Annotated in this window: 30 protein-coding genes and 2 pseudogenes; 6 read left to right on the top strand and 26 right to left on the bottom strand. The window is 60.7% G+C overall.

Annotation, left to right across the window (positions count from 1 at the left end):
• Nucleotides 1-28: 28 nt before the first annotated feature.
• The 12 genes and pseudogenes from SCL_RS14560 to SCL_RS04790 form a co-directional block, all read right to left on the bottom strand.
• Nucleotides 29-229: pseudogene (locus tag SCL_RS14560) on the bottom strand (MBL fold metallo-hydrolase); the annotation flags it as partial.
• A gap of 178 nt (nt 230-407) precedes the next feature.
• Entirely contained in the window at nt 408-2,807 is a 2,400-nt protein-coding gene (locus tag SCL_RS04840; RefSeq protein ID WP_096360175.1) for a phosphoketolase family protein, read from the bottom strand.
• Nucleotides 2,804-3,952 carry an acetate/propionate family kinase gene (locus tag SCL_RS04835; RefSeq protein WP_096360174.1) on the bottom strand — a complete coding sequence of 383 codons (1,149 nt, stop codon included), beginning with the start codon at nt 3,950-3,952 and terminating at the stop codon, nt 2,804-2,806. Before SCL_RS04835 ends, SCL_RS04840 begins: the two co-directional genes overlap by 4 nt.
• A gap of 12 nt (nt 3,953-3,964) precedes the next feature.
• Complete coding sequence (locus tag SCL_RS04830; RefSeq protein WP_096360173.1) at nt 3,965-4,573, bottom strand: hypothetical protein; 609 nt, start codon at nt 4,571-4,573, stop codon at nt 3,965-3,967.
• Between the two features lie 59 nt (nt 4,574-4,632).
• Nucleotides 4,633-4,875 carry a DUF2934 domain-containing protein gene (locus SCL_RS13980; RefSeq protein WP_148664991.1) on the bottom strand — a complete coding sequence of 81 codons (243 nt, stop codon included), beginning with the start codon at nt 4,873-4,875 and terminating at the stop codon, nt 4,633-4,635.
• 54 nt (nt 4,876-4,929) lie between these two features.
• Nucleotides 4,930-5,388: a hypothetical protein gene (locus SCL_RS04820; RefSeq protein WP_148664990.1), complete on the bottom strand. Its 459-nt coding sequence runs from the start codon at nt 5,386-5,388 to the stop codon at nt 4,930-4,932.
• A 58-nt stretch (nt 5,389-5,446) separates the two neighbouring features.
• Nucleotides 5,447-5,917 (bottom strand): hypothetical protein, encoded by a 471-nt coding sequence (locus tag SCL_RS04815; RefSeq protein WP_148664989.1) that lies wholly within the window; start codon nt 5,915-5,917, stop codon nt 5,447-5,449.
• A gap of 208 nt (nt 5,918-6,125) precedes the next feature.
• Nucleotides 6,126-6,941: a hypothetical protein gene (locus SCL_RS04810; RefSeq protein ID WP_148664988.1), complete on the bottom strand. Its 816-nt coding sequence runs from the start codon at nt 6,939-6,941 to the stop codon at nt 6,126-6,128.
• 91 nt (nt 6,942-7,032) lie between these two features.
• A complete protein-coding gene (locus SCL_RS04805) occupies nt 7,033-7,692 on the bottom strand; it encodes a methyltransferase family protein (RefSeq protein ID WP_096360169.1) in 660 nt (219 codons plus the stop codon).
• On the bottom strand, nt 7,689-7,922 hold the full coding sequence (locus tag SCL_RS04800; RefSeq protein WP_096360168.1) for a DUF2933 domain-containing protein: 234 nt from the start codon (nt 7,920-7,922) through the stop codon (nt 7,689-7,691). The genes SCL_RS04805 and SCL_RS04800 overlap by 4 nt, the downstream gene beginning before the upstream one ends.
• A gap of 64 nt (nt 7,923-7,986) precedes the next feature.
• Entirely contained in the window at nt 7,987-9,471 is a 1,485-nt protein-coding gene (locus SCL_RS04795; RefSeq protein ID WP_096360167.1) for a heavy metal sensor histidine kinase, read from the bottom strand.
• A gap of 2 nt (nt 9,472-9,473) precedes the next feature.
• Nucleotides 9,474-10,151: a heavy metal response regulator transcription factor gene (locus tag SCL_RS04790; RefSeq protein ID WP_096360166.1), complete on the bottom strand. Its 678-nt coding sequence runs from the start codon at nt 10,149-10,151 to the stop codon at nt 9,474-9,476.
• 164 nt (nt 10,152-10,315) lie between these two features.
• Between SCL_RS04790 and SCL_RS04785 the strand changes: the two genes are divergently transcribed.
• Entirely contained in the window at nt 10,316-10,663 is a 348-nt protein-coding gene (locus SCL_RS04785) for a CzcE family metal-binding protein (protein WP_096360165.1), read from the top strand.
• A gap of 189 nt (nt 10,664-10,852) precedes the next feature.
• Here the strand turns inward: SCL_RS04785 and SCL_RS14555 are convergent.
• A pseudogene (locus tag SCL_RS14555) lies at nt 10,853-10,975 on the bottom strand (YHS domain-containing protein); the annotation flags it as partial.
• A 42-nt stretch (nt 10,976-11,017) separates the two neighbouring features.
• Nucleotides 11,018-11,266: an SHOCT domain-containing protein gene (locus SCL_RS04775; protein WP_148664987.1), complete on the bottom strand. Its 249-nt coding sequence runs from the start codon at nt 11,264-11,266 to the stop codon at nt 11,018-11,020.
• A 51-nt stretch (nt 11,267-11,317) separates the two neighbouring features.
• On the opposite strand from SCL_RS04775, the gene SCL_RS04770 reads away from it, so the two are divergent.
• Nucleotides 11,318-12,040, top strand: coding sequence for a lycopene cyclase domain-containing protein (locus SCL_RS04770; RefSeq protein ID WP_096360163.1), 723 nt, complete (start codon nt 11,318-11,320; stop codon nt 12,038-12,040).
• Nucleotides 12,041-12,077: 37 nt separating this feature from the next.
• On the opposite strand, the gene SCL_RS04765 is transcribed toward SCL_RS04770, so the two are convergent.
• The 10 genes from SCL_RS04765 to SCL_RS04720 form a co-directional block, all read right to left on the bottom strand.
• The gene (locus SCL_RS04765; RefSeq protein WP_096360162.1) at nt 12,078-12,485 is read right to left on the bottom strand and encodes a hypothetical protein; all 408 of its coding nucleotides are present in this window, start codon (nt 12,483-12,485) and stop codon (nt 12,078-12,080) included.
• 78 nt (nt 12,486-12,563) lie between these two features.
• On the bottom strand, nt 12,564-12,881 hold the full coding sequence (locus SCL_RS04760) for a DUF5676 family membrane protein (RefSeq protein ID WP_197702715.1): 318 nt from the start codon (nt 12,879-12,881) through the stop codon (nt 12,564-12,566).
• Between the two features lie 21 nt (nt 12,882-12,902).
• Entirely contained in the window at nt 12,903-13,130 is a 228-nt protein-coding gene (locus SCL_RS04755; protein WP_096360161.1) for an SHOCT domain-containing protein, read from the bottom strand.
• Nucleotides 13,131-13,206: 76 nt separating this feature from the next.
• Nucleotides 13,207-13,656, bottom strand: a complete 450-nt coding sequence (locus SCL_RS04750; protein ID WP_148664986.1) for a hypothetical protein — start codon at nt 13,654-13,656, stop codon at nt 13,207-13,209.
• Nucleotides 13,657-14,037: 381 nt separating this feature from the next.
• A complete protein-coding gene (locus tag SCL_RS04745; protein WP_096360159.1) occupies nt 14,038-14,475 on the bottom strand; it encodes a hypothetical protein in 438 nt (145 codons plus the stop codon).
• A 164-nt stretch (nt 14,476-14,639) separates the two neighbouring features.
• The gene (locus SCL_RS04740) at nt 14,640-15,065 is read right to left on the bottom strand and encodes a hypothetical protein (protein WP_096360158.1); all 426 of its coding nucleotides are present in this window, start codon (nt 15,063-15,065) and stop codon (nt 14,640-14,642) included.
• A 111-nt stretch (nt 15,066-15,176) separates the two neighbouring features.
• Nucleotides 15,177-15,629 (bottom strand): c-type cytochrome, encoded by a 453-nt coding sequence (locus SCL_RS04735; protein ID WP_096360157.1) that lies wholly within the window; start codon nt 15,627-15,629, stop codon nt 15,177-15,179.
• A 58-nt stretch (nt 15,630-15,687) separates the two neighbouring features.
• Nucleotides 15,688-16,611: a copper resistance protein B gene (locus SCL_RS04730; protein WP_197702714.1), complete on the bottom strand. Its 924-nt coding sequence runs from the start codon at nt 16,609-16,611 to the stop codon at nt 15,688-15,690.
• A 174-nt stretch (nt 16,612-16,785) separates the two neighbouring features.
• Nucleotides 16,786-18,561, bottom strand: a complete 1,776-nt coding sequence (locus SCL_RS04725) for a copper resistance system multicopper oxidase (protein WP_096360155.1) — start codon at nt 18,559-18,561, stop codon at nt 16,786-16,788.
• Between the two features lie 271 nt (nt 18,562-18,832).
• Nucleotides 18,833-19,261 (bottom strand): hypothetical protein, encoded by a 429-nt coding sequence (locus SCL_RS04720; protein WP_148664985.1) that lies wholly within the window; start codon nt 19,259-19,261, stop codon nt 18,833-18,835.
• Nucleotides 19,262-19,524: 263 nt separating this feature from the next.
• Here SCL_RS04720 and SCL_RS04715 point away from each other — a divergent pair, with 263 nt between their 5' ends.
• From SCL_RS04715 to SCL_RS04700, 4 genes are all read left to right on the top strand, one after another.
• Nucleotides 19,525-20,265: a MerC family mercury resistance protein gene (locus SCL_RS04715; protein ID WP_148664984.1), complete on the top strand. Its 741-nt coding sequence runs from the start codon at nt 19,525-19,527 to the stop codon at nt 20,263-20,265.
• Between the two features lie 12 nt (nt 20,266-20,277).
• On the top strand, nt 20,278-20,544 hold the full coding sequence (locus SCL_RS04710) for a thioredoxin family protein (protein ID WP_096360152.1): 267 nt from the start codon (nt 20,278-20,280) through the stop codon (nt 20,542-20,544).
• Nucleotides 20,545-20,588: 44 nt separating this feature from the next.
• Entirely contained in the window at nt 20,589-20,978 is a 390-nt protein-coding gene (locus tag SCL_RS04705) for a MerR family transcriptional regulator (protein ID WP_231969833.1), read from the top strand.
• Nucleotides 20,979-22,365: 1,387 nt separating this feature from the next.
• Nucleotides 22,366-23,850, top strand: a complete 1,485-nt coding sequence (locus tag SCL_RS04700; protein WP_172425927.1) for a sensor domain-containing diguanylate cyclase — start codon at nt 22,366-22,368, stop codon at nt 23,848-23,850.
• Nucleotides 23,851-23,969: 119 nt separating this feature from the next.
• Here SCL_RS04700 and SCL_RS04695 read toward each other — a convergent pair whose 3' ends face one another.
• Both SCL_RS04695 and SCL_RS04690 read right to left on the bottom strand, forming a co-directional pair.
• Complete coding sequence (locus SCL_RS04695) at nt 23,970-24,635, bottom strand: hypothetical protein (protein ID WP_096360149.1); 666 nt, start codon at nt 24,633-24,635, stop codon at nt 23,970-23,972.
• A 47-nt stretch (nt 24,636-24,682) separates the two neighbouring features.
• Nucleotides 24,683-25,345 carry an SCO family protein gene (locus SCL_RS04690; protein WP_096360148.1) on the bottom strand — a complete coding sequence of 221 codons (663 nt, stop codon included), beginning with the start codon at nt 25,343-25,345 and terminating at the stop codon, nt 24,683-24,685.
• Nucleotides 25,346-25,393: the final 48 nt, after the last annotated feature.

The raw sequence follows: 25,393 nt of genomic DNA, 5'->3' as shown, positions 1-25,393 counted from the left end.
GCACCGTTCAGCATGGCCGCCGCGCGCGCGTGGCATTCACCGCCATGGGGCTGTTGAGTAACACTGGAATGTCGGGGATCGCGTTCGATTCCTTAAGCAGATGGATGAGGTACATCAACGCTTGGGCGCGACCCACGGCGAACGCCGGCACGATCACCGCGCCGCCGCGCTTCACGGTGCGGTTGATTATCTCGGCGAGCCGCTGCTGCGGATCGGTAGAATCGTGGAGGTACATATGATTCTTACCGAAGGGTGAGAGCAGTTCGCGGTACGTCACGAGCGTGGAGACCGCGTGCAGTGTCAGTCTCAAGCCGTAACTCAGTGTTTTCCAAAAACCGGTCAGGATGGCCAAACTGAGCGCAATTTCCATCGAGAAGTAGGCGGTGCGCGGCTCGTGGATGAATTCGTCAAGCATGGGTGTTTCCCGGCCATTTCCAGTCACGGATCTCGGGCATGTCTTCGCCATGGCGCTCGATGTACTCACGATGCTCGATGAGCTTGTCGCGCATCTGCTGCTTCAAGTAGGCGGCTTTGTAGCCGAGCTTCGGTACGCGGTCGATCACGTCGGTCACGAGATGGAAGCGGTCGAGGTCGTTGCGCACCGCCATGTCGAACGGCGTCGTAGTCGTGCCTTCTTCCTTGTAGCCGCGCACGTGCAGATTCTTGTGATTGGTGCGGCGATACGTGAGCCGGTGAATCAGCCACGGGTAGCCGTGGTAGGCGAAGATGATCGGCTTGTCGGTAGTGAACAGCCCGTCGAACTCCCGGTCCGTGAGTCCATGCGGGTGCTCCTCCCTGGGCTGGAGCGTCATCAGGTCCACGACGTTCACCACGCGCACCTTGAGATCGGGGAGATGCTGGCGCAGCAAATCGACCGCCGCCAGAGTTTCGAGCGTCGGCACATCGCCGGCACAAGCCATGACCACGTCCGGTTCACCGTCGGTGTCGCTGCTCGCCCATTCAAAGAGGCCGATCCCGGCCGCGCAGTGCTTGATGGCGGCGTCCATGGCTAGCCACTGCGGCTGGTCGTTTTTGCCAGCGACGATGACGTTCACCAGATGACGCGAGCGCAGGCAACAATCGGTGACACAGAGCAGCGTGTTGGCGTCGGGAGGGAGATACACGCGGATGACGTCGGACTTTTTGTTCACCACATGGTCGATGAAACCCGGATCCTGGTGCGAGAAGCCGTTGTGGTCCTGGCGCCAGACATGCGAGGTCAACAAATAATTCAGCGACGCGATCGGCCGCCGCCAGGGAATCTCGCGGCTCACCTTGAGCCACTTGGCGTGCTGGTTGAACATCGAGTCCACGATGTGGATGAAGGCCTCATAACAAGAGAACAGCCCGTGGCGGCCAGTGAGCAGATAGCCCTCGAGCCAGCCCTGGCAGGTGTGCTCGGAAAGGATTTCCATGACGCGACCATCGGGCGCGAGATGGTCATCTTCGGGAAAGCGCTCGGCCACCCAAGCGCGGTCCGTTACCTCGAACAACGCGCCCAGCCGATTGGAGGCGGTCTCGTCCGGCCCTACGACGCGGAAGTTGCGAGCATCGAGGTTGAGCTTCATGACGTCGCGCAGGTATCGGCCCATGACCCGCGTCGGTTCCGCCTGTGCCTGTCCCGGTTGCGGGACGTCCACGACGTAGCCGCGGAAGTCGGGCAACCGCAGGTCCTTGAGCAGCAGGCCGCCGTTGGCGTGCGGGTTGGCGCCCATGCGCCGCGCGCCTTGAGGCGCGAGCGCCGCCAGCTCCGGTTTCAGCACACCGTTGTTGTCAAACAGCTCTTCGGGTCGATAACTCTGCATCCACTGCTCGAGAAGTCTCAGATGTTCCGGCTTCGTCAGTTCACCGAACGGCACCTGGTGCGAACGCCAGCTGCCTTCGGTCTTCAGGCCGTCCACTTCCTTCGGGCCGGTCCAGCCCTTGGGAGTCCTAAGGATAATCATCGGCCAGCGCGGATACTCGATTACTCCGCCTGCACGCGCCCGTTTCTGGATCGTGCGAATATCACTGATCACGGCATCGAGTGTCGCCGCCATCTGCTGATGCATGGTTTCGGGCTCATCCCCCTCGACGAAATAGGGCTGGTAACCGTAGCCGAGGAACAGACTTTCGAGTTCCGCGTGCGGGATGCGCGCGAGCACCGTGGGATTGGCGATCTTGTAGCCGTTGAGATGCAGGACCGGCAGCACGGCGCCATCGGTGGCGGGATTGAGAAACTTGTTCGAATGCCAAGCGGCCGCGAGCGGTCCAGTCTCGGCCTCGCCATCGCCGACGACACAGGCAACAAGGAGGTCGGGGTTGTCGAAAGCGGCACCGTAGGTATGCGAGAGCGCATAACCGAGTTCGCCGCCCTCGTGGATCGAACCCGGGGTCTCGGCGGTGACATGGCTGCCCACACCGCCGGGGAAGGAGAACTGCCTGAACAATCGCTTCATACCCTCGACGGTTTGCGGCACGTTGGGGTAGAACTCGCTGTAGCTGCCTTCGAGCCAGGTGTTGGCGACGAGTCCGGGTCCACCGTGACCGGGGCCGGCGATATAAATCGCATTCAGATCGTGCTGCCTGATAACGCGGTTGAGATGAACATATATAAAGTTGAGCCCTGGTGTCGTGCCCCAGTGGCCGAGCAGTCGCGGTTTCACATGCTCCAGCTTCAGAGATTCCATGAGCAAGGGGTTGTCGAGCAGATAAATCTGCCCGACCGAAAGATAATTCGCCGCCCGCCAGTAGGCGTCGATGCGGCACAGCTCGTCCACCGACAGCGGACCCTTCTCCACCTTGGGTTGAATTGCCGCCTCGTTCATGACTTGTTCTCCTTGCGACCGATCGCTTCATGCGGTCGCGTCACGGCCACGGCCTCTTGTGCCAGGATGGCGGCCTCGTCCACCGGGATAACCCAAATCTCCGCCCGGCTCTGCGGCCGGCTGATGCGCGCCTCGGTGGCCATAGCCGCGCTATTCGCTTGGGCGTCGAGTTCGATGCCGGCCCACTCCATATCAGCCAGAATCTTCGCGCGCACGAACGGGGCGTTCTCACCCACGCCCCCGCCGAAGAGAATCGCCTCGGCGCCGCCGAGCACCGCGAGATAGGCGCCGAGATATTTGCGCGCACGGTGGCAGTACATTTCCACCGCCAACCGCGCCTCCGCGTCGTCGCGCGCCAGCAATCGGCGCATGTCGCTTTCTCCGGCCACGCCTTGCAGGCCGCAGTCGTAATAGAGCAGCCGCTCGATCACCTCCGGGCTGAATACTTCGCGCCGCTGCAGCCAGGTGATCACGCCCGGGTCCATGTCGCCGCCGCGGGTGGCCATCATCAGGCCCTCGAGCGGCGAGAAACCCATCGACGTATCGCGCGGCGCGCCGTGTTCGACCGCGGTCATGGAACAGCCCGCGCCGAGCTGAGCCGAGATCACGCGCCCGCCTTCGCGGATGTCGGGCCGCAATTCCCGCCAGCGCCGCCACATCGCCTGATGCGCGATCCCGTGGAAACCGTAGCGACGCAGCCCGTGCTTGTTTGCGAGGTCATGCGGGATCGCGTAGGTGCGCGCGGCTTCCGGAAGATCCGCGTAGAACGCCGTGTCGAACACCGCCACTTGCGGCATGTCCGCGCGGAAGAGCGTGCGACAGGCACGTACCCCCGCGAGGGCCGGTGGGTTGTGCAACGGCGCCAACGGGATAAGGCGCTCGATTTCGGCTTCTGTCTCTCTGTCCAACAGGCAAGATGCAACGAGGCGCGCTCCGCCGTGAACGATCCGGTGCGCCACCGCCGCCACTTCCTCGATGCCGTGATCCTTGAGAAAGCCGCGCAGGATATCCACGAGGCCATTCCGGACGTCGGAAAAATGCCCGCGCGCCAACAGCGATAACGCGTCGCCCGCCGCGACGAACGCCGCCAGTCGCAGCGAGGAACTGCCCGCGTTGACGGTAAGAATCACCTGATCTCTGTTCATTACGTCGCCCCGCTACCGGTTACCGCCGCGCGCGGCCTTCTCCAGGGTCATCAAGAACCCGAACGCCGGGTGCTTGAACTGGGCGTGTCGCAGCACGTCCCAATAGTCGCGCAGGTATTGCTGCAGGAACTTGACCACGTGGCCGAGTTCCATGGCGTGATAACCATGGCTGCCGGCTTCGACCGTGGAACCGAAGGCGGCGAGACGAACCTGGTGACCGGACGGCAAGCTGGCCACGCCGTTACGCAATAAGCGTTCGACGACCGGCGCGACATGCTGTTCGGCACAGCAACCGAAACTTACCAGCACGGCGCGCAACACCTGCGGATCGCGCGCTGCGCGGTTCAGCTCAGCGCGCCCCTCCTTGACCTCGCCGATCATCATGTCCACCTGGTCGGCCGGACAGCCCAGCGCCGGATCAATTGTCGTCATCCAGCGTTCGGGGCCTCCCGTCTTGGCCGGCAGCAGGCGCCCGGCGCCGGGAAAACGATACGCCAGCACATCGAGATCGGTGGCAGTCTCGATGCCGTGCCGCGCCGCTTCGAGCACCGGGTACTCGGTGACGGTGAAGTAACCGTTCACCTGCAGGTAGGCCTGCACCAGCGCGACGGCGTTATCCATGACCGGTCTTCACCGCCGGGGCACGCGGCATGCACGTTGTCCTTCGGCCATGGGTGTGCTCACTCGCGCCCGAGTTGCCGGTTGATTTCCATCTCGGCCTCGCACCAGTCCTCCAGCTCGTGGCCCGGAGCAAAGCCGCGGCGCTCGGCACAGTAATATGCTTTCACGGCAATCATGCGCTCACGTTCTTCCGTACTGACCGAATTGATGCCGCTGCGGCGTCCGGCCTTGACGGCGGAACCCGACGCGGCCTGTCTCGAAGATGAAAGCTTTTCTGTGGTGATGCTGTTGCGTTCAGTCATGGTCAAACCTCCGTGAGGTAAAAGACATGGATGATTCCCGGCAACGTCCGTCGCCTACGACCGCGCCCAGGCGAACACTGCCTCGATACCTTCCCTGGCATCCGGTGCCTGGATATGCAGCACGATGCGGAAAGGGCCGGGACCCGGCATGGAAAAGTAATTGCCATAGGTGGCGCTGCCGGCGATGATCATCGGCTCGAGTTTCTTTGTCACCTTGAAGCTATCCGGGCCCGTGATCGTCGCGCTGACTTTGGCGCGGGTAATCCGCACGCCAGTCTTGTCCTCGAACAGCGCCACGGTGAGATGGTTCTCGCCCACCGGCACACCGCCGTGCATCCCGCTCTCGGGGTGACTGGGCGGATGCCCGCGCACCAGCTCGGCCGGCAAGATGCCGAAGTAGATGGCCACACCGTCCACGACCTGGCGATAGCCACCCACCGCCACGGCGGCGGGCACGACCACCAGCAGCCCAGCGAGCAGCCACCCAAGTCTTGTTACGTATGCCGTCGTCATGATGCACCTCCATAAGAAACAGCAGCGGGCGGAGGTTTCCGACCGCTGGCAACACCACCTACTTCTTCGAACCTCCGGCCGATGGCTTCATCATCTCGTCCAGGCGCTTGCGCATCTGATCCATCTGCTTCTGCATGTCGGCATCCATCATCATGCCCTTGCCCGCCATGCCCGACATCATTTCCATCATTTGCGACATCTGCTTCATGCGCGCGGACATTTGTTTTTGCTGTTCGGCACTCAACTTGGCTCCCTCCATCTGGGCCCACATGTCCGTCATCATGCCGCTCATGTCGTGCATCATGCCGGACATCTGCTGCGCGCCCGGCCCGTCCATGCCCTGCTGCCCGCCCATCTTGCCGCCCTTCTGCTGTGCGCCGGAACCCATCCCTTTGCCGCCGTCCATCATGCCGCCGCCTTTCTGATCGCCCATCGTGCCACTGCCCATCTGGGCATAAGTGGGCAGCGCCAGCGCAAGTCCCAGCACCAGCAGACCTGCTCCCAAGCTGTTACACGTTGACTGTTTCATGGTTTCACTCCTTGTGTTGCGGGGATTGCTCCCCGGTTGTCATGACGTCCCGTGACGGGACGCTCCTTTTCCGGATCAATCGACTCCGAAATCATTGCCGCCGTACAGACACCCTGCTCTCACGGCAGCGCGCGCTTTATGTCGAAGCGCGGAATAATGGCCGATGCGCATGCCGTAATTAGCGACTCGGCCGAACACGCCCTATAGATCAGCGATACAACGCGAGCGTCACGCCCACGCCCCAGTCCGGGCTGCCGTCGGAGAGCCCGAATACCACGTACGGGCGCAGTTGATTGCCCTTGCCGAGCTTGCGGGTGAGGAACAGGCTCAACTCGGTCTGATCGTCGGTGCCGGCGGTGGCCGCCTGCTGTGCATAAAGCGATACGCCCGCGCGCGTGGCCGCATCCAGCGGGCGGGACAGGCCGACGAGGCCGTAGGCGACATTGTCCAGGTTGATCCCCGGCGGATCGCCGTACACCCGGTAACCGAGATAGCCGAAGAAGATCCCCTTCTCCAAATCCAACTGCACGGCGTAATCGTTTTCGCCGGTGCCCAGATTGTCGTCTTCGTCCGCCGTGGCGAGCTTGATCTTGCCGGTGAGATCGACGCGCGGTTGCGCCGGCGCTTCCGCGACGAGCCGCACTGAGCCCGAGAGCACGACGTCACCCAGACCTGACTCCCGGCGGGTAGCCCCGACCGGCCCGGGACGTACCACCTGCATGGCACCCATGCCCGGCGACATGCCGCGCGGCGTGTCGCCGATGGCGGGCGTGACATTGCCCGGACCTTCAACGATCAGGTAGGGAACCGTGACCGAGAAGGTCGTCACCTCGCTCCCGTAGCTGAACGAGAGTGGGAAATACCAGATCGAGGTATCGGTCCCAGTGCCGTAGTCCCCGGTCGTGTATTCGGCGCCGAAGCTCACGCTCAGGTCGCTCTCGGCCGCGGTGCAGAGCGGAGCCACGGCGCTCGCCGTCACGAGAACCGCCACGCGGATCATGTTTCGTGTTATCGACTGTTCCATGGTTTTGCTCCTTTCTGTGTGCGGGGATCGCCCCCTTGATTAACATCGTGCCCGGTCCGGACGAATGTCGTCTGGTAAGCTTCCCACCACCTCATGGCGACGTGCGTGGTGCTGCCGCCAAACGCGGGATAAATGCCGGCGTGCGTGCGGCATAGCGCGCGTACACTTCGCCGAACTCGCGCTCGACCTCGCGTTCCTCGCGCCGGGCAAGATGCACGTACATGAACACCAGCACCGGAAACATGGCGAGCGTCAGGATCGTCGGCCACTGCACCAGGAAGCCCAGCATGATCAGCACGAAGCCGACGTACTGCGGATGGCGGATGCGCGCGTACGGGCCGGTCGTCGCCAGCGTGCGGTTCTTCTGCGCCGCGTACAGCACCCGCCAGGCGTTCGACAGCAGGATGAACCCGCCGCCGATGAACGCGAAGGAAAGCAGATGAAATGGACCGAAATGCGGGTAGGCCTTCCAGCCGAACAGCGTCTCGAGCAGGTGGCCGGCGTCGTGCGCGAGCCAGTCCACGCCGGGATAGCGGCTTTGCAGCCAGCCGGAAAGGAGATAGATCGTGAGCGGAAAGCCGTACATCTCGGTGAACAGCGCCACCAGGAACGCCGAGATGGCGCCGAAGGAGCGCCAGTCGCGCGTGGTTTGCGGCTTGGCGAAGCTGTAGAGAAAGATGATGAACACAGCCGAATTGATCACGACCAGTGTCCAGAGGCCGTAGGCAGGGGCGGAGGTGGCCGGGTTCATGGCTTGTCTCCTTTTTCCGCGCCGTGATCATGCCCGCCGTGGCCGAACAGATGCAGCAGCGGGCAGAGCGCCAGCAGCACGAACGGCAACGCGCCCAGCAGATGCGCCCGGTGTTCCGTGAAAAGAAAGAACCCCGCTATGGCGAGAAAACCGAGCAGCGCGAGCCCCGTGCGCGAGCGCCACAGTGACCGTGACTCATTACCCTGTCGTTCGTTGTGCGAGTGATTCATGATTTCCTTCCTCCAAGGTTTCACCGGGCTTGCCTGCATGGCCGGCGGTCGAGGCAGACAGGGTTCACGCCGTCAGCCCCTTCCGGCGGAAAGCCTCCCGTGACAGCGTGGGCGGGACGGCCCTGTCTGGCCCGCGCCCGACGCCCGCTGGGACGGCGGGAAAATGCAGGGCGAATGTCGTCACCCTGTCCGGCATGCTCGCGACGCTCACGCGGCCGCCGTGCAACACCATGATTGATCGTACGATCGCGAGCCCGAGGCCCACCCCCTCGTGCGAGACGCCGCGCGAGCTGTCGATGCGATAGAAGCGGTCGAAAACGCGATCGAGGTGTTCGCGCGGGATGCCCGGGCCCGGATTGCTGACGTTCACGGTGACCGTAGCGTTGTCATCGTGAACGGTCCACAGCCTGACTTCGCCGCCTTTTGGAGTGTGGCGGATCGCGTTGGAGAGCAGATTGCTCACGGCGCGCTGCACGAGCAGGCGATCCGCGGCGACGCGGCCCTCGCCCGCACACACGATGCGCACGCCGCAATTCTGTGCATGCGCCTCGTAGAACTCCGCCACCTTGTCGAGCTCGGCTCGCAGGTCAACCGATTCGGTTCGCAGCGTCACCTGCGCGTGGTCCGCCCTGGCGAGGAACAGCATGTCGGCGATCATGCGCGCGAGACGCTCGCACTCCTCCAGGTTGGATTCAAGGACTCGGCGGTACTCCTCCGCTGACCGTGTGCGCGTCAGCGCGACCTGGGTTTGCCCCATGAGGTTATTGATCGGCGTACGCAGCTCGTGCGCGAGGTCCGACGAAAAACCCGCGAGTCGCCCGAACGAGTCCTCGATGCGCGCAAGCATCGCGTTGAACGCCGTGGCAAGCTGCTTGAGCTCCGCCGGCACGTGCTCGATGTTGAGTCGCTCACTCAGGCGGTCCACCGAGATTTGATACGCGGTCGCCGCCATGCGCCGCAGCGGACGTAATCCGTGACGGACGACGAGAAAACTCATCAGCGCGGCAAGCACCCCGCCACTCAAAAGAGCAATGACCAGGTGATGCCGGTAACTCGCGAGCAGTGCCCGTTGCTCAGCGGTATCAAGCGCGAGCGCGATGAGCACCCGCTGATTGGACTCACTGGCGAGATCCACCCAGGCCGCGAGCGTGCGGTAACGCTGATCGGGCGACGGCTGCCACAACTCGGTGGATGTCGGTGTCGTGGATGCGTCCACGGCCTTGCGGAGCAGCGCCTCCGGCAGCCGCAGGCGCGACGAGGCGAACAGGGCCTCACCGTCTTCGTCGAGCACGGCCAGATACAGCGACGGGTGTCCGACGACCACGTGCGCGAAGTCCTGGCGGCGCGATGGAACATCCTGGCGCGAGGACGTTCCGGAGAGTATGTAGCGCACCAGTTCCACCTTGCCCACGAGTTCGTCGGTGTCACGCTGCGCGAACCGGTACTCGAGCGAGCGATACAGGTAGGCACCGATGCCCGCCAGCATCAACACGGACGCCACTGCGAACAGCAGGCTCAGGCGGAACGTGATGGAGGCGCGTTCGAGCATCGTCAATCCTCTTGCTCCTCCAACACGTATCCCATACCGCGAATCGTGCGAATCAGTTTATGTTCAAAGGGATCGTCGATCTTGGCGCGCAGCCGGCGCACGGCGACCTCCACGACGTTGGTGTCGCTGTCGAAGTTCATGTCCCACACCTGCTCGGCGATCAGGGTGCGCGAGAGCACCTCGCCGCAGCGCCGCATGAGGAGCGCCAGGAGCGTGAACTCCTTGGCCGTCAGCGTAATCCGCTTGCCCGCGCGCATGGTCCGCCTCCGCAGCAGGTCGACCTCGAGATCCGCCACGCGCAAGATTTCGGGCTCGTGCATCCCTCCCCGACGAGTCAACGCGCGTACGCGCGCGAGCAGCTCTGAGAACGCAAACGGCTTGACGAGGTAATCGTCGGCGCCGAGATCAAGCCCCTTCACCCGGTCCTCGACCTTGTCGCGCGCGGTGAGGAACAGCACCGGGGTCTGCTTGCCCTGGAGGCGCAGCTCGCGCAGCACCTGCCAACCATCAACGCCCGGCAGCATCACGTCGAGCACGACGATATCGTACTCGCTGGTGAGCGCGAGGTGTTGGCCGTCGAGTCCATTGCGCGCGACGTCGACCACGAAACCGTTTTCCGTGAGTCCCTGGCGCAGGTAATCGCCCGTCTTGATTTGGTCTTCCACGATCAGCACCCGCATGTTAAGTACATCCATTCTGACATCTCCCGGCGAGGCGCTTCGCAAGCTTGCGAAAATGTAATCTCCGGGTCAGGCTGGCGTTCGCGTGCATCGCCTACGATGGGCTTGCTATCGGAGATATCCGGTAGGTTCATCTTCAACACTTTTTTTTAAAGGAGATCATCATGAAGACGCTGCACACCCATCTCGTTTCCCTCGCCATCGCCGGTGCCTTCGCCGCCGCGGCACCCGCGTTCGCCAACCACCCCGCGGCCAGCCCGAACCTGGGCACGCCGGTGCACGATGAAAGCGCCGACCGCACCATCGTGCTCGATGCCGGCGCGAAGTGGGCCAACGTGACCGGAGGCGAGACCATCAGGTTCGTCGTGGGCGGCAAGAGCTTTTCTTGGCGCTTTGATACGTTCAACACCAGTCCGGTGTTCGATCTCGACAAGATCGCGCCGGCCGGGATGCTCGACGGTCGCTCGATCAAGGTCTACGTCTCGCCCGACCCGCAACAAACGTCCGGCTGAGTCGCCCAGGCGCCCACGCGCAGCGGTTACCGCGGCGTGGGGAGACACCGTACCCCAGACGCCGCTTTCACGGCGGCGCCGGGGCGCGCGCTCATCGTGGCGCCTGACCGCGAACGCAGCCGGGAAAACCATAAGGCGAATCGAGAGGCAATTCATGGCTGCCTCCGTGCGCCGGCCATAGGTGGCGGGGTTGGCCTTGAACTTGCCGAGACAGTCGGTGTAACAGAAATAATAGACCGTTCCCTCGTGCAACAGCTTGCCGGCCGCCGATGACTTCTCGACATTCATGTCACATACCGGATCGGTTGCCATCGTCACTCCTTTCTTTCGAGAAATCGTTGACTCATCTGTTCGTCAGCGCTTCAGCAAATCCTCGCGTCTTCGCAGATACTCTTCGCGACTGATCTCGCCGCGCGCGTAGGTCTCGTCCAGCAGATCCAGCGGCGATTTTGTCGTCGTGCCCGTGGGCGCGCCGGAGGACATGTGGCTGCCGCGATCACCGCCGTGCCCCCCTCCGCCGTGCCAGAGAAACCCGATCATCATCACCACCATCACGATGACCATGGCAACCCCTGCGTCTCCTCTCTGATAATGCTTCGTCATATTCACTCCTTCCCGGTTGTACTTCGAGAATTCAGGTATTAACCTCATGGCATGATCGGTGACCGATACGTATGGCTCACGTGGGCATCTGCCTTTCTCGCGCCCTGGGCAGTGCTCTATCTCGCCTTTCCCAAAAACCGCCAAACCATGTTGTGGGCCAGTCTGTTCACCATGCCATTCGGTCTCAGCGAACCGCTGTTCGTGCCCAAATATTGGAACCCGCCGAGTCTCTTCAGCCTCGCGCAGTACACGGGCTTCGATATCGAAAGCCTCATTTTCACCTTCGCTATCGGCGGTGCCGCCGCCGTGCTCTATCCCATCTTGACCGGTCGTGGCACACAGCCCATGGCGGTACGCGATAAGCATCAGCCGCTGCATCGGCATCACTACAAGGCATTGGCTTCGCCGTTCATTGCCTTTCCAATTCTTTATTTCCTTCCGTGGAACCCCATCTATCCGGGCATCATCGCCATGGCGATCGGCGCCGTTGCCACCGTCGTCTGTCGCCCCGATCTTAAGACCAAGACCTGGGTCGGCGGCCTGCTGTTCCTCAGCTACTACATCGTGTTCCTGCTCGGACTCGAATGGTCCGCACCCGGGTATATCGAGCGGGTATGGAACCTTTCCGCGCTCTCCGGTCTGCTCGTCCTCGGCATACCCATTGAAGAACTTGCCTGGGCCATCGCTTTCGGTCTCTACTGGTCGGGTGTCTATGAACATTTCACCTGGAGCTCCTTGACGCGCGCGGAGTCGAACCGATCCCGCTCCGGGTAATCCCCGGCGGCGATGACGCCGCTGGGGCGGCTCCGGCTTACTGCTTCTTTGTCGGCGCCATCGGCATGTCCTTCCGCATCTGATCCATCTGCATGCGCATCTGGCCCATTTGCTTCTGCTGATCGGCATCCATCATCATGCCCTTGCCCATCATGCCGGACATCATCTCCATCATCTCGCCCATCTGCTTCATCTGGCCCGACATCTTCTTCATCGCGTCCGGTTTCATCTGGCCGCGTTCCATCATGTTGGACATTTCCACCATCTCGCCCGACATGTCGTGCATCATGCCGGTCATCTGTTGCATGCCGGGCCCACCCATGCCGCCATTCTTACCGTCCATCATGCCCGGCCCGCCATGTTTCGCGGCATAGACCGGAACCGCGAGGGCGATTCCAGCGATCAACAATACTGTGCCAACTTTGCGTAACATCGTGTGTTTCATGGTTTGCTCCTTTTGAGTTAATCGGATGTACCGAGTTTTGCTATACGTCGTTTAATGAAGACGCATCCGGCCATGGCGTTAAGATTCCATAACCTTGTTCTGCTCCCGGCTGCGACAACCGGGACAAAGACGGATCAGGTTGTAATTGACGGCGAACACCACGCCGCCGACGAAGGCGGACGCCGTCAGACCAACGAGACCATAGACAAACACGCCCGGCGTGAACGGCTTGGCGCCGGCCTGCATCCCGGCGAGGTTCAGCCCGTGAAACCAGGCGTTGAAGAAATCGATGGTTGCTGCCGGCGCGATGGCGAAGGCCGCGGCGCACAGGCTATAGAGCGCCGCGAGCGTTATCGCCAGCGCCCCGCCCACTACCAGCGGATTAAGTTTGGTCATACCTATCTCCTTCAGTCATCGTCACTGGTTTAGATCGCGCTTTTTCTGCTCGAATTCCTCGCGGTTGATTTCACCGCGGGCATAACGCTGCTTGAGAACATCAAGCGCGGAATTTTCACGTGGCGTATCGCTTCTCCGTGGTCCGTCGGCTAACCACTTCGTCAGAACCACGATGCCTGCGATGATCAGCACCCAAAACAGGATCATCCCGATTCCGCCGAATCCCATGCCCCAGCCGTCCATATTCATGTCTTAGCCTCCTTGGGCCGTCTGCGTTGCAGGTGGCCGTGATCTCACGAAAGCGTCTTCTTCCACGTGGCCGGGCCTAGTGCTTCTGCATCTGCTCGATCGTCTTCTGCATCATGTTCATGCGGCGCTCCATCGTTTGCAGACGCTTTTCCACCGGGCCGCCGGCGGGACCGGCCTTGCCGCCGGCCATGCCGTCGCCCATCATCATTCCCGGACCCATCATGCCGCCCATCATTTTCATGTGGTCCTGCATCAGCTGCATGTGTTCCTGCTTGAGTTTCTCGCGCTCCTGGGGATCGCTGGTTTGCATGATCTTGTGCATCTGCTCGTGCATCTTGAGCATGCTGTCTTGCATCATGCCCATCGACATGCCGCCTTGCTTGGTGGGAGGTGCTTTACCGTCCTTGTTTCGCGCCGTCTGGGCCGGGCTCCCGGGTTTATCCAGATGATGTTCTTCCACCGCGAACGCCTGGGGAATCGAAAACGTCAATGCCACCAGTGTCGTAAACCATGCTAGCTTGTTCATGCATTTCTCCTTCGTTAGTCAAAAATGTATAACTGCTTTCATTGCTGTTCTTGTATCGAAAACATGCCACTGTCGCAGACTCATCCTGAAAAAATAAATCTACAGTCATATCCCGTGGTTGCCATGCTTTGCCCTCCATAAAACTTTCTCTAAGTTAGAGACACCGCCGATCGGCATCCGTTCCAGCGACTAAGACAACACAGCAGTGCAGACTCCTTTGCTTCGTGGTTTTCTCTCGGAATATAGAGCGCTGTGCCATGGGCACATTGATCGCCAAACGACGAATCGCATGGAAAGTAAACGCGGAGCCGGATGGCGATCACGCGGGGAATATCAAACCACCCCACGTCGCGCCACGATGGCGCCGGTTAAGGCAGGTATCTAAAGCAGCAGGTGCTTGATGCGGAGGTACAGGGGTAGCGTTGGATCCGGCGGAGGATGATACGAAAGTCGTGCCATCACCGGAGCGTCTGCGTGGGGCACCAGCAGCAACAGCGGTGCGACGGGAATGTCTTGCTGTGAACCCGATCCCGACGATACGGCGAGGTGAAGCGAGTTCAGCGTGTAGTCGGCACGATCCAGCCATTGCGCGCACGGATCATGGAAGCCGTTCGACGCCGGTGAGTGCGACGCGCCGTCCGGTTCCTGATGCGCATGATCAAGTGCCGCATCAGCGGGCGACGCAAGGGCGTCAGCGAAGATTTCGCAACAAGGGGTCAGGGTCAGAAACAGCGACAGCGACAGCCAGACCACAAGCAATCGCGAGGAGATGGATGTCCTCGATTTCGCAGCGCCTATTCTTATCAGGCTTGGCGACATCCGTACTCCTCCATGAAACAATCGGCTCCAACCTTAATGGAAATCGTGCCATAAAGCTTGATGCGGATCAAAATCACTGTTTACCTTCCGCGAGAAGAATCGTTGCCCTGTATAAGGTTTTTGCAATAACCATTCCTAATGGCAGTGATCTTCACCGATGCGCTTTAGTGCAAACGTCGCATCGCAATAATCATTAATGCCGGCACCACGAACCATTGAAGCAAGGGCGCGATGCCGATCCCGCCGATGAGCGGCATGGACGGCGCATAGGACCAAGCGGTGACCACATACACGTTATACCATTCGCTGAACGCGGTATAGGCAATTCCCAGGCCAATGACCAGAGCACCGCCCCGCCACGGATGGACGGCCGGCCAATCCAGGCTTTTCAGGATCATCGAGGTCAGAAAAAACAGCACCGTGGCGATCGACACATCGCCTAAAATGCAATGGATGAGATAGGCCACGATTCGGCTCCCATCCGGATCGCTCCACAGGCCGTACAAAGGAAGCTGCGCCAACTCCCAGAGGGAATTCAGCAGAGCGGCCGACGTCATCCAGGTAATCAGGTTTTGTATCGTATTTTGCATACGAATATTTGAATTGTTGATTCATTCGAATTCAATTCTTAGCCAACAGACAGCTCAAGCTGCGTACGCGTGCCCGCAGACCAATTTGTGAGCGTGGGCGTCTATAAATGTTCAGTGTGCATGCGAGTGTCCTCTTTGCGAATCGTCAGACTTGCCCAGATTCTGGATGTAATTCACCAGATCCCAAATCTCCTTATCCTTGAGCACTTTCTTCCAGGCCGGCATGGCGCCACGGCCCTCGGCGATCTTCCAGGCGAAATCGCCGTCCGGGTGTTGCCCGGCCATCGCCGCGAGGTCTGCCGGCAGCGTCTCCAACCGGGCGGCAATGGGCCCGTTGCCGCGGCCGGTCGGCCCGTGACAACTGACGCAGTTCGCCTCAAACAACTTACGCCCGCGCTCGCGCGAAGCGCTGTCGACGGGGACAGGGTTCACGCGCCGGGCCGCCTCTTCCGGCGCCATCCAGTGGGCGCTCGTGGCCGCGTCGCCGAACACGGCCGACGGCAGGCCAATCAATGACAACAGCAACACTGCCTGGCGAAAAACGTTTGCATTCACTTGTGTCATTACTTTGCTCCTTATGAGATGTAAAATAATTACAACTCGCTATGTCGGCTTGCGTCGCTCAGAACCAGAAACGCAGTCCCGCGACGAATCGCGTTTCTTTGGTTCGTTCGCCGTCCGCCCGCGCGAAGTCCGCGGTGCCACCGAACTCCCCGGACCGCTCGATGCCGATATAAGGCGCGAACTCGCGCCGGATCTCGTAACGCAGGCGCAGCCCCAGCACGAGGTCGGACAAACCGGAACCGAGTTCGCGCTGGGCGTCGCGCTTGCCGTAGAAATTGGCCTCGATGCGCGGCTGCAGGACGAGTTTTTGCGTCAGCAACAATTCATATTCAGCTTCCAGCCGTAACGCGGTACGTCCCGACTCACCCACGTAGGCGGTGGCATCCACCTCGAACCAGTACGGCGCCAGCCCCTGGATACCGAACGCCAGCCATTTCCGGTCAGGATTCTTGCCGCTGTCGTAACGCACGCCGACTTGCGTATCCCAGTAGGCCGCCACGGCATGCCCCCAAAGCAGTTCGGTGTGCGCATCCTCGATCCTGCCGTCATCCGCCTCGCCCTCGGCTTTCAGCACGACGCGGTCGTAATTCCGGCCGAACCAGGCTTGCAGATCATATTCCGTGGATGAGTTGTCGCGCGTGCGCACCCTTTCGAACCGATCGACCAGCAATGAATGAAAGTTGTGCTCGTCCGCCATTCGCAGCGGTCGGGCAGGATCGAGGGTGTAACCCCCCGAATAGGCATGTGGGTCACGGGCATCGGGCGGGGCCGATCCGCCTTGCATGGAGCCATGGTTCATACCGCTGTCCGCACCCGGATCACTCAGGGTCGCTGGATCCGGCGGGGGTGCAGCGCCATGATCCATCTTGCTGTGGTCCATCTGGCTATGGTCCATGTCCGGCACGGCCTTCATCTGTTCGGTCTCCTTTGCCGGGGTCGGTGGCTCCTGTGCCCGGACGGATGACACACCGAGCACCATCATGGCGGCAATCAAAAAATGACCCAGAGCAGATTTTATCCGGCCTGTCCATGGGCTTCGCCCCTCGGGTCGTCGCATCAGCTCCGGTGCGGCCGGAACGAGACGCGGGGACGCGCTGGGCAGACTAATTTTATTGTTCATCATCGTTACGTTCTCCATTGTTCGTTTGCACCACGTTCACGCCACGACCACTTCGCGGAACATGCCTGCGTCCATGTGCAAGAGCAGATGACAATGCCAGGCCCAGCGTCCCAGGGCATCGGCGGTGACGAGAAAACTCACGCGCTGCGCCGGTTGCACATTGATGACGTGCTTTCGAATCTGGAAGCGTCCGTCCGGGTTTTCCAGTTCACTCCACATACCGTGGAGGTGCATGGGATGAGTCATCATCGTGTCGTTGACCAGAATCACGCGCAGCCGCTCGTTGTGACGGAAATGCACCGGCGTGGACTTGCCGAACTCCAGGCCGTCGAACGACCAGGTGTAACGTTCCATGTTGCCGGTGAGATGCAGCTCGATCTCCCGCTCGGGTCCGCGTCTGTCAAGTGGGCCGCCTATCGTGTGCAGATCGGCATAGGTCAGCACGCGGCGACCGTTGTTCCTCAAGCCAATGCCAGGGTCATCCAGGTTGGTGCGTGGCATGTCCACGCGCATGTCCACGCCGGGGCCGTACTCGGTGCGGGCGTGGCGCGCACGCACCTGTCCACCGCCCATGGTCATGGCGCCCATGGCGTGCTGGCTGTGATCCATGGCCATACCGCCGTGGGCGCTGTGATCCATCCCGCCCATCCCGCCGCCCATGTCGCCCATCATGTCCCCCATGCTGAGCGGCTCGGGCTTGTCCACCGCCGGCACGTCGGCGGTCATGCCGGCGCGCACGGCCAGGGTGCCGCGGGTGTGTCCGGTGCGATCCATGGACTGGGCAAAGATGGTGTACGCATCATCCTTGGGCGCGACGATCACGTCATAGGTCTCGGCGACTCCGATGCGGATTTCATCCACCGTAAACGGCTCGACATCCTGACCATCGGCCTGAATCACTGTCATCTTGAGCCCCGGGATACGCACGTCGAAAAACGTCATCGCACCGGAATTGATAAAGCGCAGCCGTATCTTCTCTCCCGGACGGAACAGCCCGGTCCAGTTGCCGGCCGGGGTGGTGCCGTTCATGAGATAGGTGTAGGTGTAGGCGGAAACATCGGCCAGATCGGTCGGGTTCATGCGCATCTGTTGCCACATGCGCCGCTTGGCCATGGCGGCCGAAACGCCGTCGTTGGCGGCGTCGCGGAAGAAATCGACCACCGTCGGCTGGTTGAAGTTGTAGTAGTCGCTCTGCATCTTGAGCTTGGCGAGGACTCGCATCGGGTCCTCGTCGGTCCAGTCGGACAGCTGCACGATGTAATCGCGGTCGGCGCGGATCGGCCCGCCACGCGCCGGCTCGATGACAATCGCGCCATACATGCCGGTCTGTTCCTGCATGCCGGAATGGGAGTGATACCAGTAAGTTCCGGTCTGCTGCACCTTGAAGCGATAGATGAAGGTCTCTCCCGGCGCAATGCCCTTGAAGCTGATGCCCGGGACGCCGTCCATCTGAAACGGCAGCAGGATGCCGTGCCAGTGGATCGAGGTGTCCACCGGCAGCCGGTTGGTGACCCGCAGGGTGATGGTATCGCCCTGTCGCCAGCGCAGTGTGGGCGCTGGGATCGAGCCATTGATCGTGGTAGCCAGACGCGGACGGCCGGTGAAATTGACCGGCGTTTCCGCGATCGTGAGGTCGAACTCGGTGCCGCTGAGCACCGGGGCGCTACCCGTGGTGGTGTCGGTTACCTGCGCCCAGGCCGGCCTGAGCCAGGGCGAAACACCGAGCAACACCCCGCCCGCCGCCAGGCCCTGAATAAACCGGCGGCGAGGCAGATTGGGCAGGCCGCAGAGAAGCTTGGGAATTCTCTTCATCGTAGTTTGTCCTCTTCAGTAAAGAGATCTCATGACGCATCTCGTTCATCAAATCACCCATGTTGTGAATCTTCTACGCCACTCAGGGACGCCAATGACACAACGTAACGGGCTATGGGACTAGCGTTGAACCTTCCGTCACAACGAAGACATCAGGCCTCAAGCTATCTGAAACATCTATCGAGATATATCGGCGAGGCAGCCAAGGAAAATATGTCGCCCGGACAAGCCAGTGCAGAACCGTACTACAGACATCCCGATAAAAACGGGATTAATGAGGTGGGGCTTGTGGCCAGAGGGTGCGAAAGAGTGGCGAGTTCTTGGTCCAACTCGATCTTGAACTTCGTAGGAAGCCGCGATTCGTCGTCGCTGCGACCAGAATAATCAGCGACATCACAATAACCGGCGGCACTGATATCAGCGTGAGAAAGGCGGTGAGATTGAATTTCTGGGCGGTCGCCAGTACCGCGGTATGCTGCGCGGTGGTACAACAGAGATCGTCATGCGAGGTGTCGTGCGTGGAACCCGTCGTTGTGTGGGAGACGTGTTCCTTGTCAGCGGACGCAAGATTACTGCCGCCGTCCATTTCAGTTGGACAGGTCAACAGCAACGCCAGCCAAGCGAACAGAATGACGAAAACCATCGCACGCCGCTTAGGGGCGGGCATGGAGGTCGCGGAAAAATAGGTTGCTTGTTCCATTACGTCAAATGCTTCCCGTACGTGGTGTAACACGTACTCCTGATGCATCGGCGAAACTATAACCATGACCTGTCTTCAATTGCAACTTCATTTTCCAGCCAGGCCATTTTGGTCATTCTTCATGAGGCCTAATACTGGCAATCTGGATATGGTTAACGTGGTGGGTTAGCCTGGATTCGGGCCTCGATCAACTTGCCCAAAATTCTGGCTTGACTCCGTACCCCGGTACGGAGCTTAGGCTTGTTTTGGAGGTCGAATGTTTCATGCCAACTATTGAGCTTATATACGACCGCGATTGCCCGAATGTGCCGCAGGCGCGGGAGAATCTTTTGCGCGCCTTCGGCCTGGCGGGGTTGACACCGCGCTGGCAGGAATGGGACCGCGCCGATGCCGAAGCACCTGAACACGTACGTGCCTACGGCTCACCGACGGTCTTGGTTAACGGCAAAGACGTCGCCAAATCGGACACCGCCGATGCCGCCTGTTGTCGGATTTATGCCGGCGGAGACGGAAAACACGAGGGAGCACCGCCGGTGGCACTGATCGCCGCCGCTCTCACTGGAGTCCACGCATCTGCCGCTGCCACACCGATCCGACGCCAGCTCGCGCCGCTTTTGCCGGCCATCGGAACCGCCGTCATGCCGAAGCTCATCTGCCCTGCCTGCTGGCCGGCGTACACCGGCCTGTTGAGCGCTATGGGTCTAGGCTTCATCAACTACAGCCCTCTTCTGCTGCCGCTCACCAGTGTGTTTCTGGCAGTGGTGCTGAGCACTCTGGCGTGGCGCGCCAGTTCCCGACGCGGCTACGGGCCGTTGGGGCTGGGGGTGTTAGCCGCGGCCATCGTACTTATCGGGAAATTCCACTTTGATTCCGATGCCGCCACCTACATCGGCATCTCGTTGCTGGTCGGCGCTTCCCTGTGGAACAGCTGGCCGCGCCAAAATCCAACCGCGCCCTGTCCCGCCTGTGTGACCGACACGGACTTAACCAAACCAATCGCCTGAAAGGAGGTGTCTATGAGTGCAAAACGCAAAATCGAGATCTTCAGCGCCGGCTGCCCGGTGTGCGAGGAGACGATCAATCTCGTCAATCGCATCGCTTGTCCGTCGTGTGAGGTGGAAGTACTGGATATGCGCCGCTCCGAGGTGGCCGCCCGCGCCAAGCGTCTCGGCATACGCTCGGTTCCCGCCGTCGCCATCAACGGAGAGCTCGCCGATTGCTGCGCCGGGCGCGGACCGGATGAAACGACGCTGCGGGCTGCCAGCATCGGACAATCTCTATAGAGCGAATGTCCGTGAAAACCGCATCACGCGGATCGCCAACGGCCATGACCATCGGCCGTCTGGCGCAGGCGGCGGGCGTCAATATCGAGACGATCCGCTACTACCAGCGTCGCGGCCTGCTCGTCACGCCACGCCGCCCGCTGGGCGGCGTGCGCCGCTATTCTCCTGAAACACTCGCCCGTCTGCGTTTTGTCAGACGTGCGCAGGAGTTGGGTTTCATGCTGCGCGAGATCGCCGAGTTGCTGAAACTCGGCGACAGTTCCTGCAAGGAAACCCGGGCGATCGCGGAACACCGGTTGACGGACATCGAGGCACGCATCCGCGACCTCCAATCCATGCGCGCCACGCTCGGCAAACTCATCCGCACCTGCCGCGCGGGTAATCAGCCTCCCTGTCCTATCATCGCGAGTTTGGAACGCAATACCAAGAAGTAGCCGGGCGCGTTATTGGCCCATAGTCGAAGCGGCGATGCTCGTGCAGCTACTTCCCGCCCGCACCGCGGTTTTTGGTTGGCTGATTGTGGGCCAACGACGTTCTGTCGGAAATCTCTTATATCCTTGATGATTGTCGGACTGAACTTCGTCATCGCAAGGCGCGAGCTTCCGGGCTAATCAATGAATCTGCGCACACATGTACAGCCTTTACAAAGCAGCTGTGTTGCACCGTGGCGTCTAACAGTTTCGGGTCTCGGCTTGAATTCAGAAAACCAATAAGACGTTCAACCCGGATTTCTTCAGTGCGCTGTTAAATAAGAATAAAACTGGCGTCCCCAACGGAGTTCGTTACTTGTAAACTCCCGTAAGAGGTTCTAGGGAAAGCTGCGCAGGGGGTGAGGTGTCCCCCTGGTGCCAGTCTGGAGCCCGGAGCCTTTCGTTATGTTTTTGGCACGCCTCGAGTGATTCAAACTTCCGACCGCATAGTTCGTCGTTAAGCATGGACAGCCTTGCCTGTCACGTAATCCGGAAAACAATGAAGCGCGTTGGCCGTCAGTTGCTTCAGCGCGTGAAGCCCGTCACTTTTTAATAACTGTCTAATAATTATCTAATAAATATTAGACAGCGCCAAATAAAAACGCACGTAAGTCATTGAATTTGGTGCCGGTGAGGTGAATCGAACACCTGACCTACTGATTACGAATCCGGCGCGTTATCCATTAACATCAAGATATTACCGCATCATTGTCCAATAATACCAGCACGTAACGGTGCGATAGGGATCAGTAAGTTGGCGTTGCGTTGGACAACCATATTGGACAGGGGGAAACACTTGGTCAACGATACCCTGCCCCGAGTCAGGCGGCCTGTCGGTCTAGATGAACAGCCGCCATCACCCTCTGATCCGATACGGGATAACGCTGACCGCCACCAACGACCCGATTCGGAGCCACCGGTTCAACCGTCGGTATTGCTCTCGGCATACACGAGCGAGCGAGCCGCCCTTCTCGCGCTTCAAGCGGCGAGGCGACGCTTGACTTTCTCAAGCTCCTGTTCGAGATGCGCGACGCGCGCCCGGAGGAAACAGACGAAGCGGGCGAGACCCGGTTCAAGCTGGACCTCTACCCGAGGCTCCCGGGCTTGCATGCAGCACTACAAGGTTCGCCTGTTCCCGTTTCACCCCGCGCTGTCGCACCGCTTCGAGTCGGGGTACATGATCTGGCTCTAACTTTACCATCTTGACCTGGCCCGGTTTCGATACTTGGCATAACTATTGCCTGTAATTTGGCCAGGCATACCGTCTTCATCGAAGGCGGGCACATTACGGCTAATGGTCAAAAGCATGAGAAAAATATCTCTCCTCACTCTCGCGTACCGGCGCGCGGGAATGGTTCTGGCCGCGATGGTACTTTCGCTGGGCGTCAATCTGTGGGTCATCCATCAACATATCCATCAAATCGACACCGATCAGGGGGAGCGGGCCTTAAACCAGCATGCGCAAAACATCAGCCAGCAATTGCAATTCTATCGGAGCGTCCTAAAGCAACTTGCCCGCCGGGGCGAAGCGCAGGATATCCTGATCATGCACGATATCGCCACTGCCCAGGAATGGGCGGAACGGCAGCAGCGCTATCTTCCCCATAACATCGGGCTCGCCCTGGTGGATCCCGACGGGAAGGTCCTTGGCACACCGGTGGAACTGCGCCTGGGCCCGTCCTGCGTCGCCGATCTCCGCAAGAAATCTTCCCGTCAATCGCTGGCTGAACCGCTGGTGCATCGTGACAACCCCCAGCTCGCGCATTTTGACCTGACGGAACCGGTGACGGATTCGCTGGGTGAAGCGCTGGGAACGTTGTTCGTGAGCTTCAGTCTCGACACCCTGCAGGCAGTGCTGACGCAAAGCGTTCTGCCGCACGAGGTCCTGATACTGCGCGACGAATCGGGGGCGACGATTGCCAAGGCCGGCAACGCCCCGGATGGACATGAAATCCTCCATCACGAAGCGAAAGTTCCCGAGAGCACTTGGCGGCTGGAGTTGATACGCGCCGAAACCAATACGGTTCCCGTCTATCTGGCTCTAGGTGGAACCAACCTGGCCACATCGGTGTTAATCGTCACGGCATTCATGACCGTCACCATTCTCATGGTGCGTCTTTTCTTGGCTGAATTTAGCCGCATCAAAACCCTTCTCGACCAGATTCATGCCGGCGAATCTATCACGATGACCGACAGCCCGCTCAAGGAGACCGAGCAGGTTCTTCCGGTCATCCAGGCGATCGCACAAGATATTCAGGAAAAGCAAACCAAGCTCGTTGCATTGAGCCTGACCGATGAATTAACCCAACTGCCGAATCGCCGCCGATTCAATATGGAGGTGGAACGGGCCTGCAACCTGTCCCAGCGCGGCGTGCAAGTCGGTCTGTTGTTGATCGATATAGACCGCTTCAAGCGAATCAACGACTCGGCGGGACACGCGGTCGGCGACCGGGTATTGCAGCTGCTGGCCGCGTGCCTGCGGCACAATACACGTAAATCTGACTTTTCAGCTCGCTTGGGTGGCGATGAATTCGCCGTGGTGGTAACGAACATGCAGAAAAACCATCTGCCTGCCTGGGCGCAGCGAATGTGCGCGGATTTCCAGGCGGCGCTCAAGGACGATCCCTTGACATCCGGGGATTCTGTTTGCACGCTCAGTATCGGTGCGGCATTTGCCGAATGCGCGATTACACGAAATCCCACGGAGTTGTTCCGGCGCGCTGATCAGGCGCTTTATTCGGCCAAGGAAGGCGGCCGTAACCGTCTGGAGATAGACCAAGTGAATCTTAACGTACCGCCGACTGAGCAGGTCCCGGTAAATAAAAATTTACGATGATGCAATCCGCGTCTGGATCAGGCAACTGGAGGTCACTGCTCATCCCACTATTCCGACCATCCTACCGGCTGCCTCCGATACGGCGCCTTTTGTGGCGGCATTCAACGCTTTCCGGTTCTTCACGGTCTTCTCGCCTTGGTTCCATCGAGCACGAATACCGGCACTTCAAAAGAGAAGGCGCCGTTTCGTACCGTGATTGTCGCCGCGCCCACAGCTTGTGCGACCACGCGGCCGTCGTCACGCACCTTTACCACCGCCGGATCGCTGATGTCGTACATAGTCCCCTGGCGGCGGCCGCGCAGGTCGTGCAACCCCCCGTCGGTCGATATACCAAAAACCGGAAAATCGCGTTCTTCACCGATCGCATTGAACACCAGGGGTGAGGCGCGCGGGTCGCCTTCCAGTGCCTGCAACGACCGAGTCTCGGTGACAGTCACGCTCGTCTTGGCCTGCGCCTCGGTGCCATCGGCGAAGGTCACCTGCACGCGGATATCGACGGCGGTGGGAATAGCGGCATCGTCCGACCCGTCGGGGATGGTCAACGGGCATTGAACCGGCACGCTCGGCGGCACGTCCTCGCAGCCGCTCGCCCCGGGCGCCATTATCCGCACGGCCTGAATATCGCTTTCGGCCGGCGAACTCGGGTTGACGATCAACCACACTGTCTGCCCCGGCGACACGGACTCACCGGGTTGCGGGCTTTGAATTACCAGCGGCCAAGCCGGCGCGGCGCCCATTGCGGCGATCACCCCGGCGAGCACCTTGTCCAACCATCTCGTTTTCATGTGACTCTCCTGCAACGGCCGCCCCTGCAAGAGGGTGCGCATCGCGGTCAGGCGGCGCGGTGTCGTCTGCCCGTCCAGCCCTTCGGCCAATCGACATAGCTCAACATGCGCGCGATCTCGCGCGGCTCGGCCAGCGTCGGCGCACTGGTCCAGCGATCCACGGGCTCGTTGCCCACCCGCACCAGGCCGATATGGGTCGTTTTATCCTTGTCCAGCTCGGGATCCGGATCCCAATAACCGAGCGCTTTTCGCAGGTGCTCGATCTCGTCGGGTTTGTCTTTGTCGCCGGTCAGGAACAGCCAGCCGGGGCGCACGTTGAAGTGTTTGACGTAGGCGTGCAGGCTCTCGGGGGTGTCCATTACCGGATTGAGCGAAATGGAATACATGAAGATATCGCGCCCAAGCCGCTCGCCAATGAGCGGCTGCACGCGCGCCAAGTTGGCCGTTATCAGCGGGCATTGGCCGTCGGTGCAGGCGACGAAGAACATGTTTATGAGGAATATTTTGTCCTTGAGCAGGTCGTCATACAGCCGGACCTTTTTGTTCTCGTGCGTCCAGAGGGTGAGGTTGGGCAGCGCCAAGGCCGTGGGCACGGGATCGGGGGCGACCCGGCGCGCGGGCGTTGCAGTTTCCGGCGTTGCCGCCCAACCCGGGCCGGCCGCGACGGTCCCGGCGGCGCCCGACAGGGAAAGAAATGCGCGTCTATCCATCGGAACTCCTTCGGCCCACTCCCGGTGCGGGAGGGGACTGCTGGTTGA

It is taken from the genome of Sulfuricaulis limicola (genome assembly GCF_002355735.1).
Lineage (GTDB): Bacteria > Pseudomonadota > Gammaproteobacteria > Acidiferrobacterales > Sulfurifustaceae > Sulfuricaulis > Sulfuricaulis limicola.
This window is presented reverse-complemented; position numbering and strand designations above follow the sequence as displayed.

Coding starts and splice junctions, on each gene's coding strand:
- SCL_RS04745 (WP_096360159.1), bottom strand. CDS start 14,475: ATGTCGCCAAGCCTGATAAGAATAGGCGCTGCGAAATCGAGGACATCC.
- SCL_RS04785 (WP_096360165.1), top strand. CDS start 10,316: ATGAAGACGCTGCACACCCATCTCGTTTCCCTCGCCATCGCCGGTGCC.
- SCL_RS04735 (WP_096360157.1), bottom strand. CDS start 15,629: ATGACACAAGTGAATGCAAACGTTTTTCGCCAGGCAGTGTTGCTGTTG.
- SCL_RS04790 (WP_096360166.1), bottom strand. CDS start 10,151: ATGCGGGTGCTGATCGTGGAAGACCAAATCAAGACGGGCGATTACCTG.
- SCL_RS04695 (WP_096360149.1), bottom strand. CDS start 24,635: ATGAAAACGAGATGGTTGGACAAGGTGCTCGCCGGGGTGATCGCCGCA.
- SCL_RS04725 (WP_096360155.1), bottom strand. CDS start 18,561: ATGAAGAGAATTCCCAAGCTTCTCTGCGGCCTGCCCAATCTGCCTCGC.
- SCL_RS04795 (WP_096360167.1), bottom strand. CDS start 9,471: ATGCTCGAACGCGCCTCCATCACGTTCCGCCTGAGCCTGCTGTTCGCA.
- SCL_RS04720 (WP_148664985.1), bottom strand. CDS start 19,261: ATGGAACAAGCAACCTATTTTTCCGCGACCTCCATGCCCGCCCCTAAG.
- SCL_RS04810 (WP_148664988.1), bottom strand. CDS start 6,941: ATGGAACAGTCGATAACACGAAACATGATCCGCGTGGCGGTTCTCGTG.
- SCL_RS04830 (WP_096360173.1), bottom strand. CDS start 4,573: ATGGATAACGCCGTCGCGCTGGTGCAGGCCTACCTGCAGGTGAACGGT.
- SCL_RS04730 (WP_197702714.1), bottom strand. CDS start 16,611: ATGATGGTGCTCGGTGTGTCATCCGTCCGGGCACAGGAGCCACCGACC.
- SCL_RS04840 (WP_096360175.1), bottom strand. CDS start 2,807: ATGAACGAGGCGGCAATTCAACCCAAGGTGGAGAAGGGTCCGCTGTCG.
- SCL_RS04820 (WP_148664990.1), bottom strand. CDS start 5,388: ATGACGACGGCATACGTAACAAGACTTGGGTGGCTGCTCGCTGGGCTG.
- SCL_RS04700 (WP_172425927.1), top strand. CDS start 22,366: ATGGTTCTGGCCGCGATGGTACTTTCGCTGGGCGTCAATCTGTGGGTC.
- SCL_RS04835 (WP_096360174.1), bottom strand. CDS start 3,952: ATGAACAGAGATCAGGTGATTCTTACCGTCAACGCGGGCAGTTCCTCG.
- SCL_RS04690 (WP_096360148.1), bottom strand. CDS start 25,345: ATGGATAGACGCGCATTTCTTTCCCTGTCGGGCGCCGCCGGGACCGTC.
- SCL_RS13980 (WP_148664991.1), bottom strand. CDS start 4,875: ATGACTGAACGCAACAGCATCACCACAGAAAAGCTTTCATCTTCGAGA.
- SCL_RS04755 (WP_096360161.1), bottom strand. CDS start 13,130: ATGAATATGGACGGCTGGGGCATGGGATTCGGCGGAATCGGGATGATC.
- SCL_RS04710 (WP_096360152.1), top strand. CDS start 20,278: ATGAGTGCAAAACGCAAAATCGAGATCTTCAGCGCCGGCTGCCCGGTG.
- SCL_RS04805 (WP_096360169.1), bottom strand. CDS start 7,692: ATGAACCCGGCCACCTCCGCCCCTGCCTACGGCCTCTGGACACTGGTC.
- SCL_RS04770 (WP_096360163.1), top strand. CDS start 11,318: ATGATCGGTGACCGATACGTATGGCTCACGTGGGCATCTGCCTTTCTC.
- SCL_RS04750 (WP_148664986.1), bottom strand. CDS start 13,656: ATGAACAAGCTAGCATGGTTTACGACACTGGTGGCATTGACGTTTTCG.
- SCL_RS04715 (WP_148664984.1), top strand. CDS start 19,525: ATGCCAACTATTGAGCTTATATACGACCGCGATTGCCCGAATGTGCCG.
- SCL_RS04775 (WP_148664987.1), bottom strand. CDS start 11,266: ATGACGAAGCATTATCAGAGAGGAGACGCAGGGGTTGCCATGGTCATC.
- SCL_RS04760 (WP_197702715.1), bottom strand. CDS start 12,881: ATGACCAAACTTAATCCGCTGGTAGTGGGCGGGGCGCTGGCGATAACG.
- SCL_RS04740 (WP_096360158.1), bottom strand. CDS start 15,065: ATGCAAAATACGATACAAAACCTGATTACCTGGATGACGTCGGCCGCT.
- SCL_RS04815 (WP_148664989.1), bottom strand. CDS start 5,917: ATGAAACAGTCAACGTGTAACAGCTTGGGAGCAGGTCTGCTGGTGCTG.
- SCL_RS04705 (WP_231969833.1), top strand. CDS start 20,589: ATGACCATCGGCCGTCTGGCGCAGGCGGCGGGCGTCAATATCGAGACG.
- SCL_RS04765 (WP_096360162.1), bottom strand. CDS start 12,485: ATGAAACACACGATGTTACGCAAAGTTGGCACAGTATTGTTGATCGCT.
- SCL_RS04800 (WP_096360168.1), bottom strand. CDS start 7,922: ATGAATCACTCGCACAACGAACGACAGGGTAATGAGTCACGGTCACTG.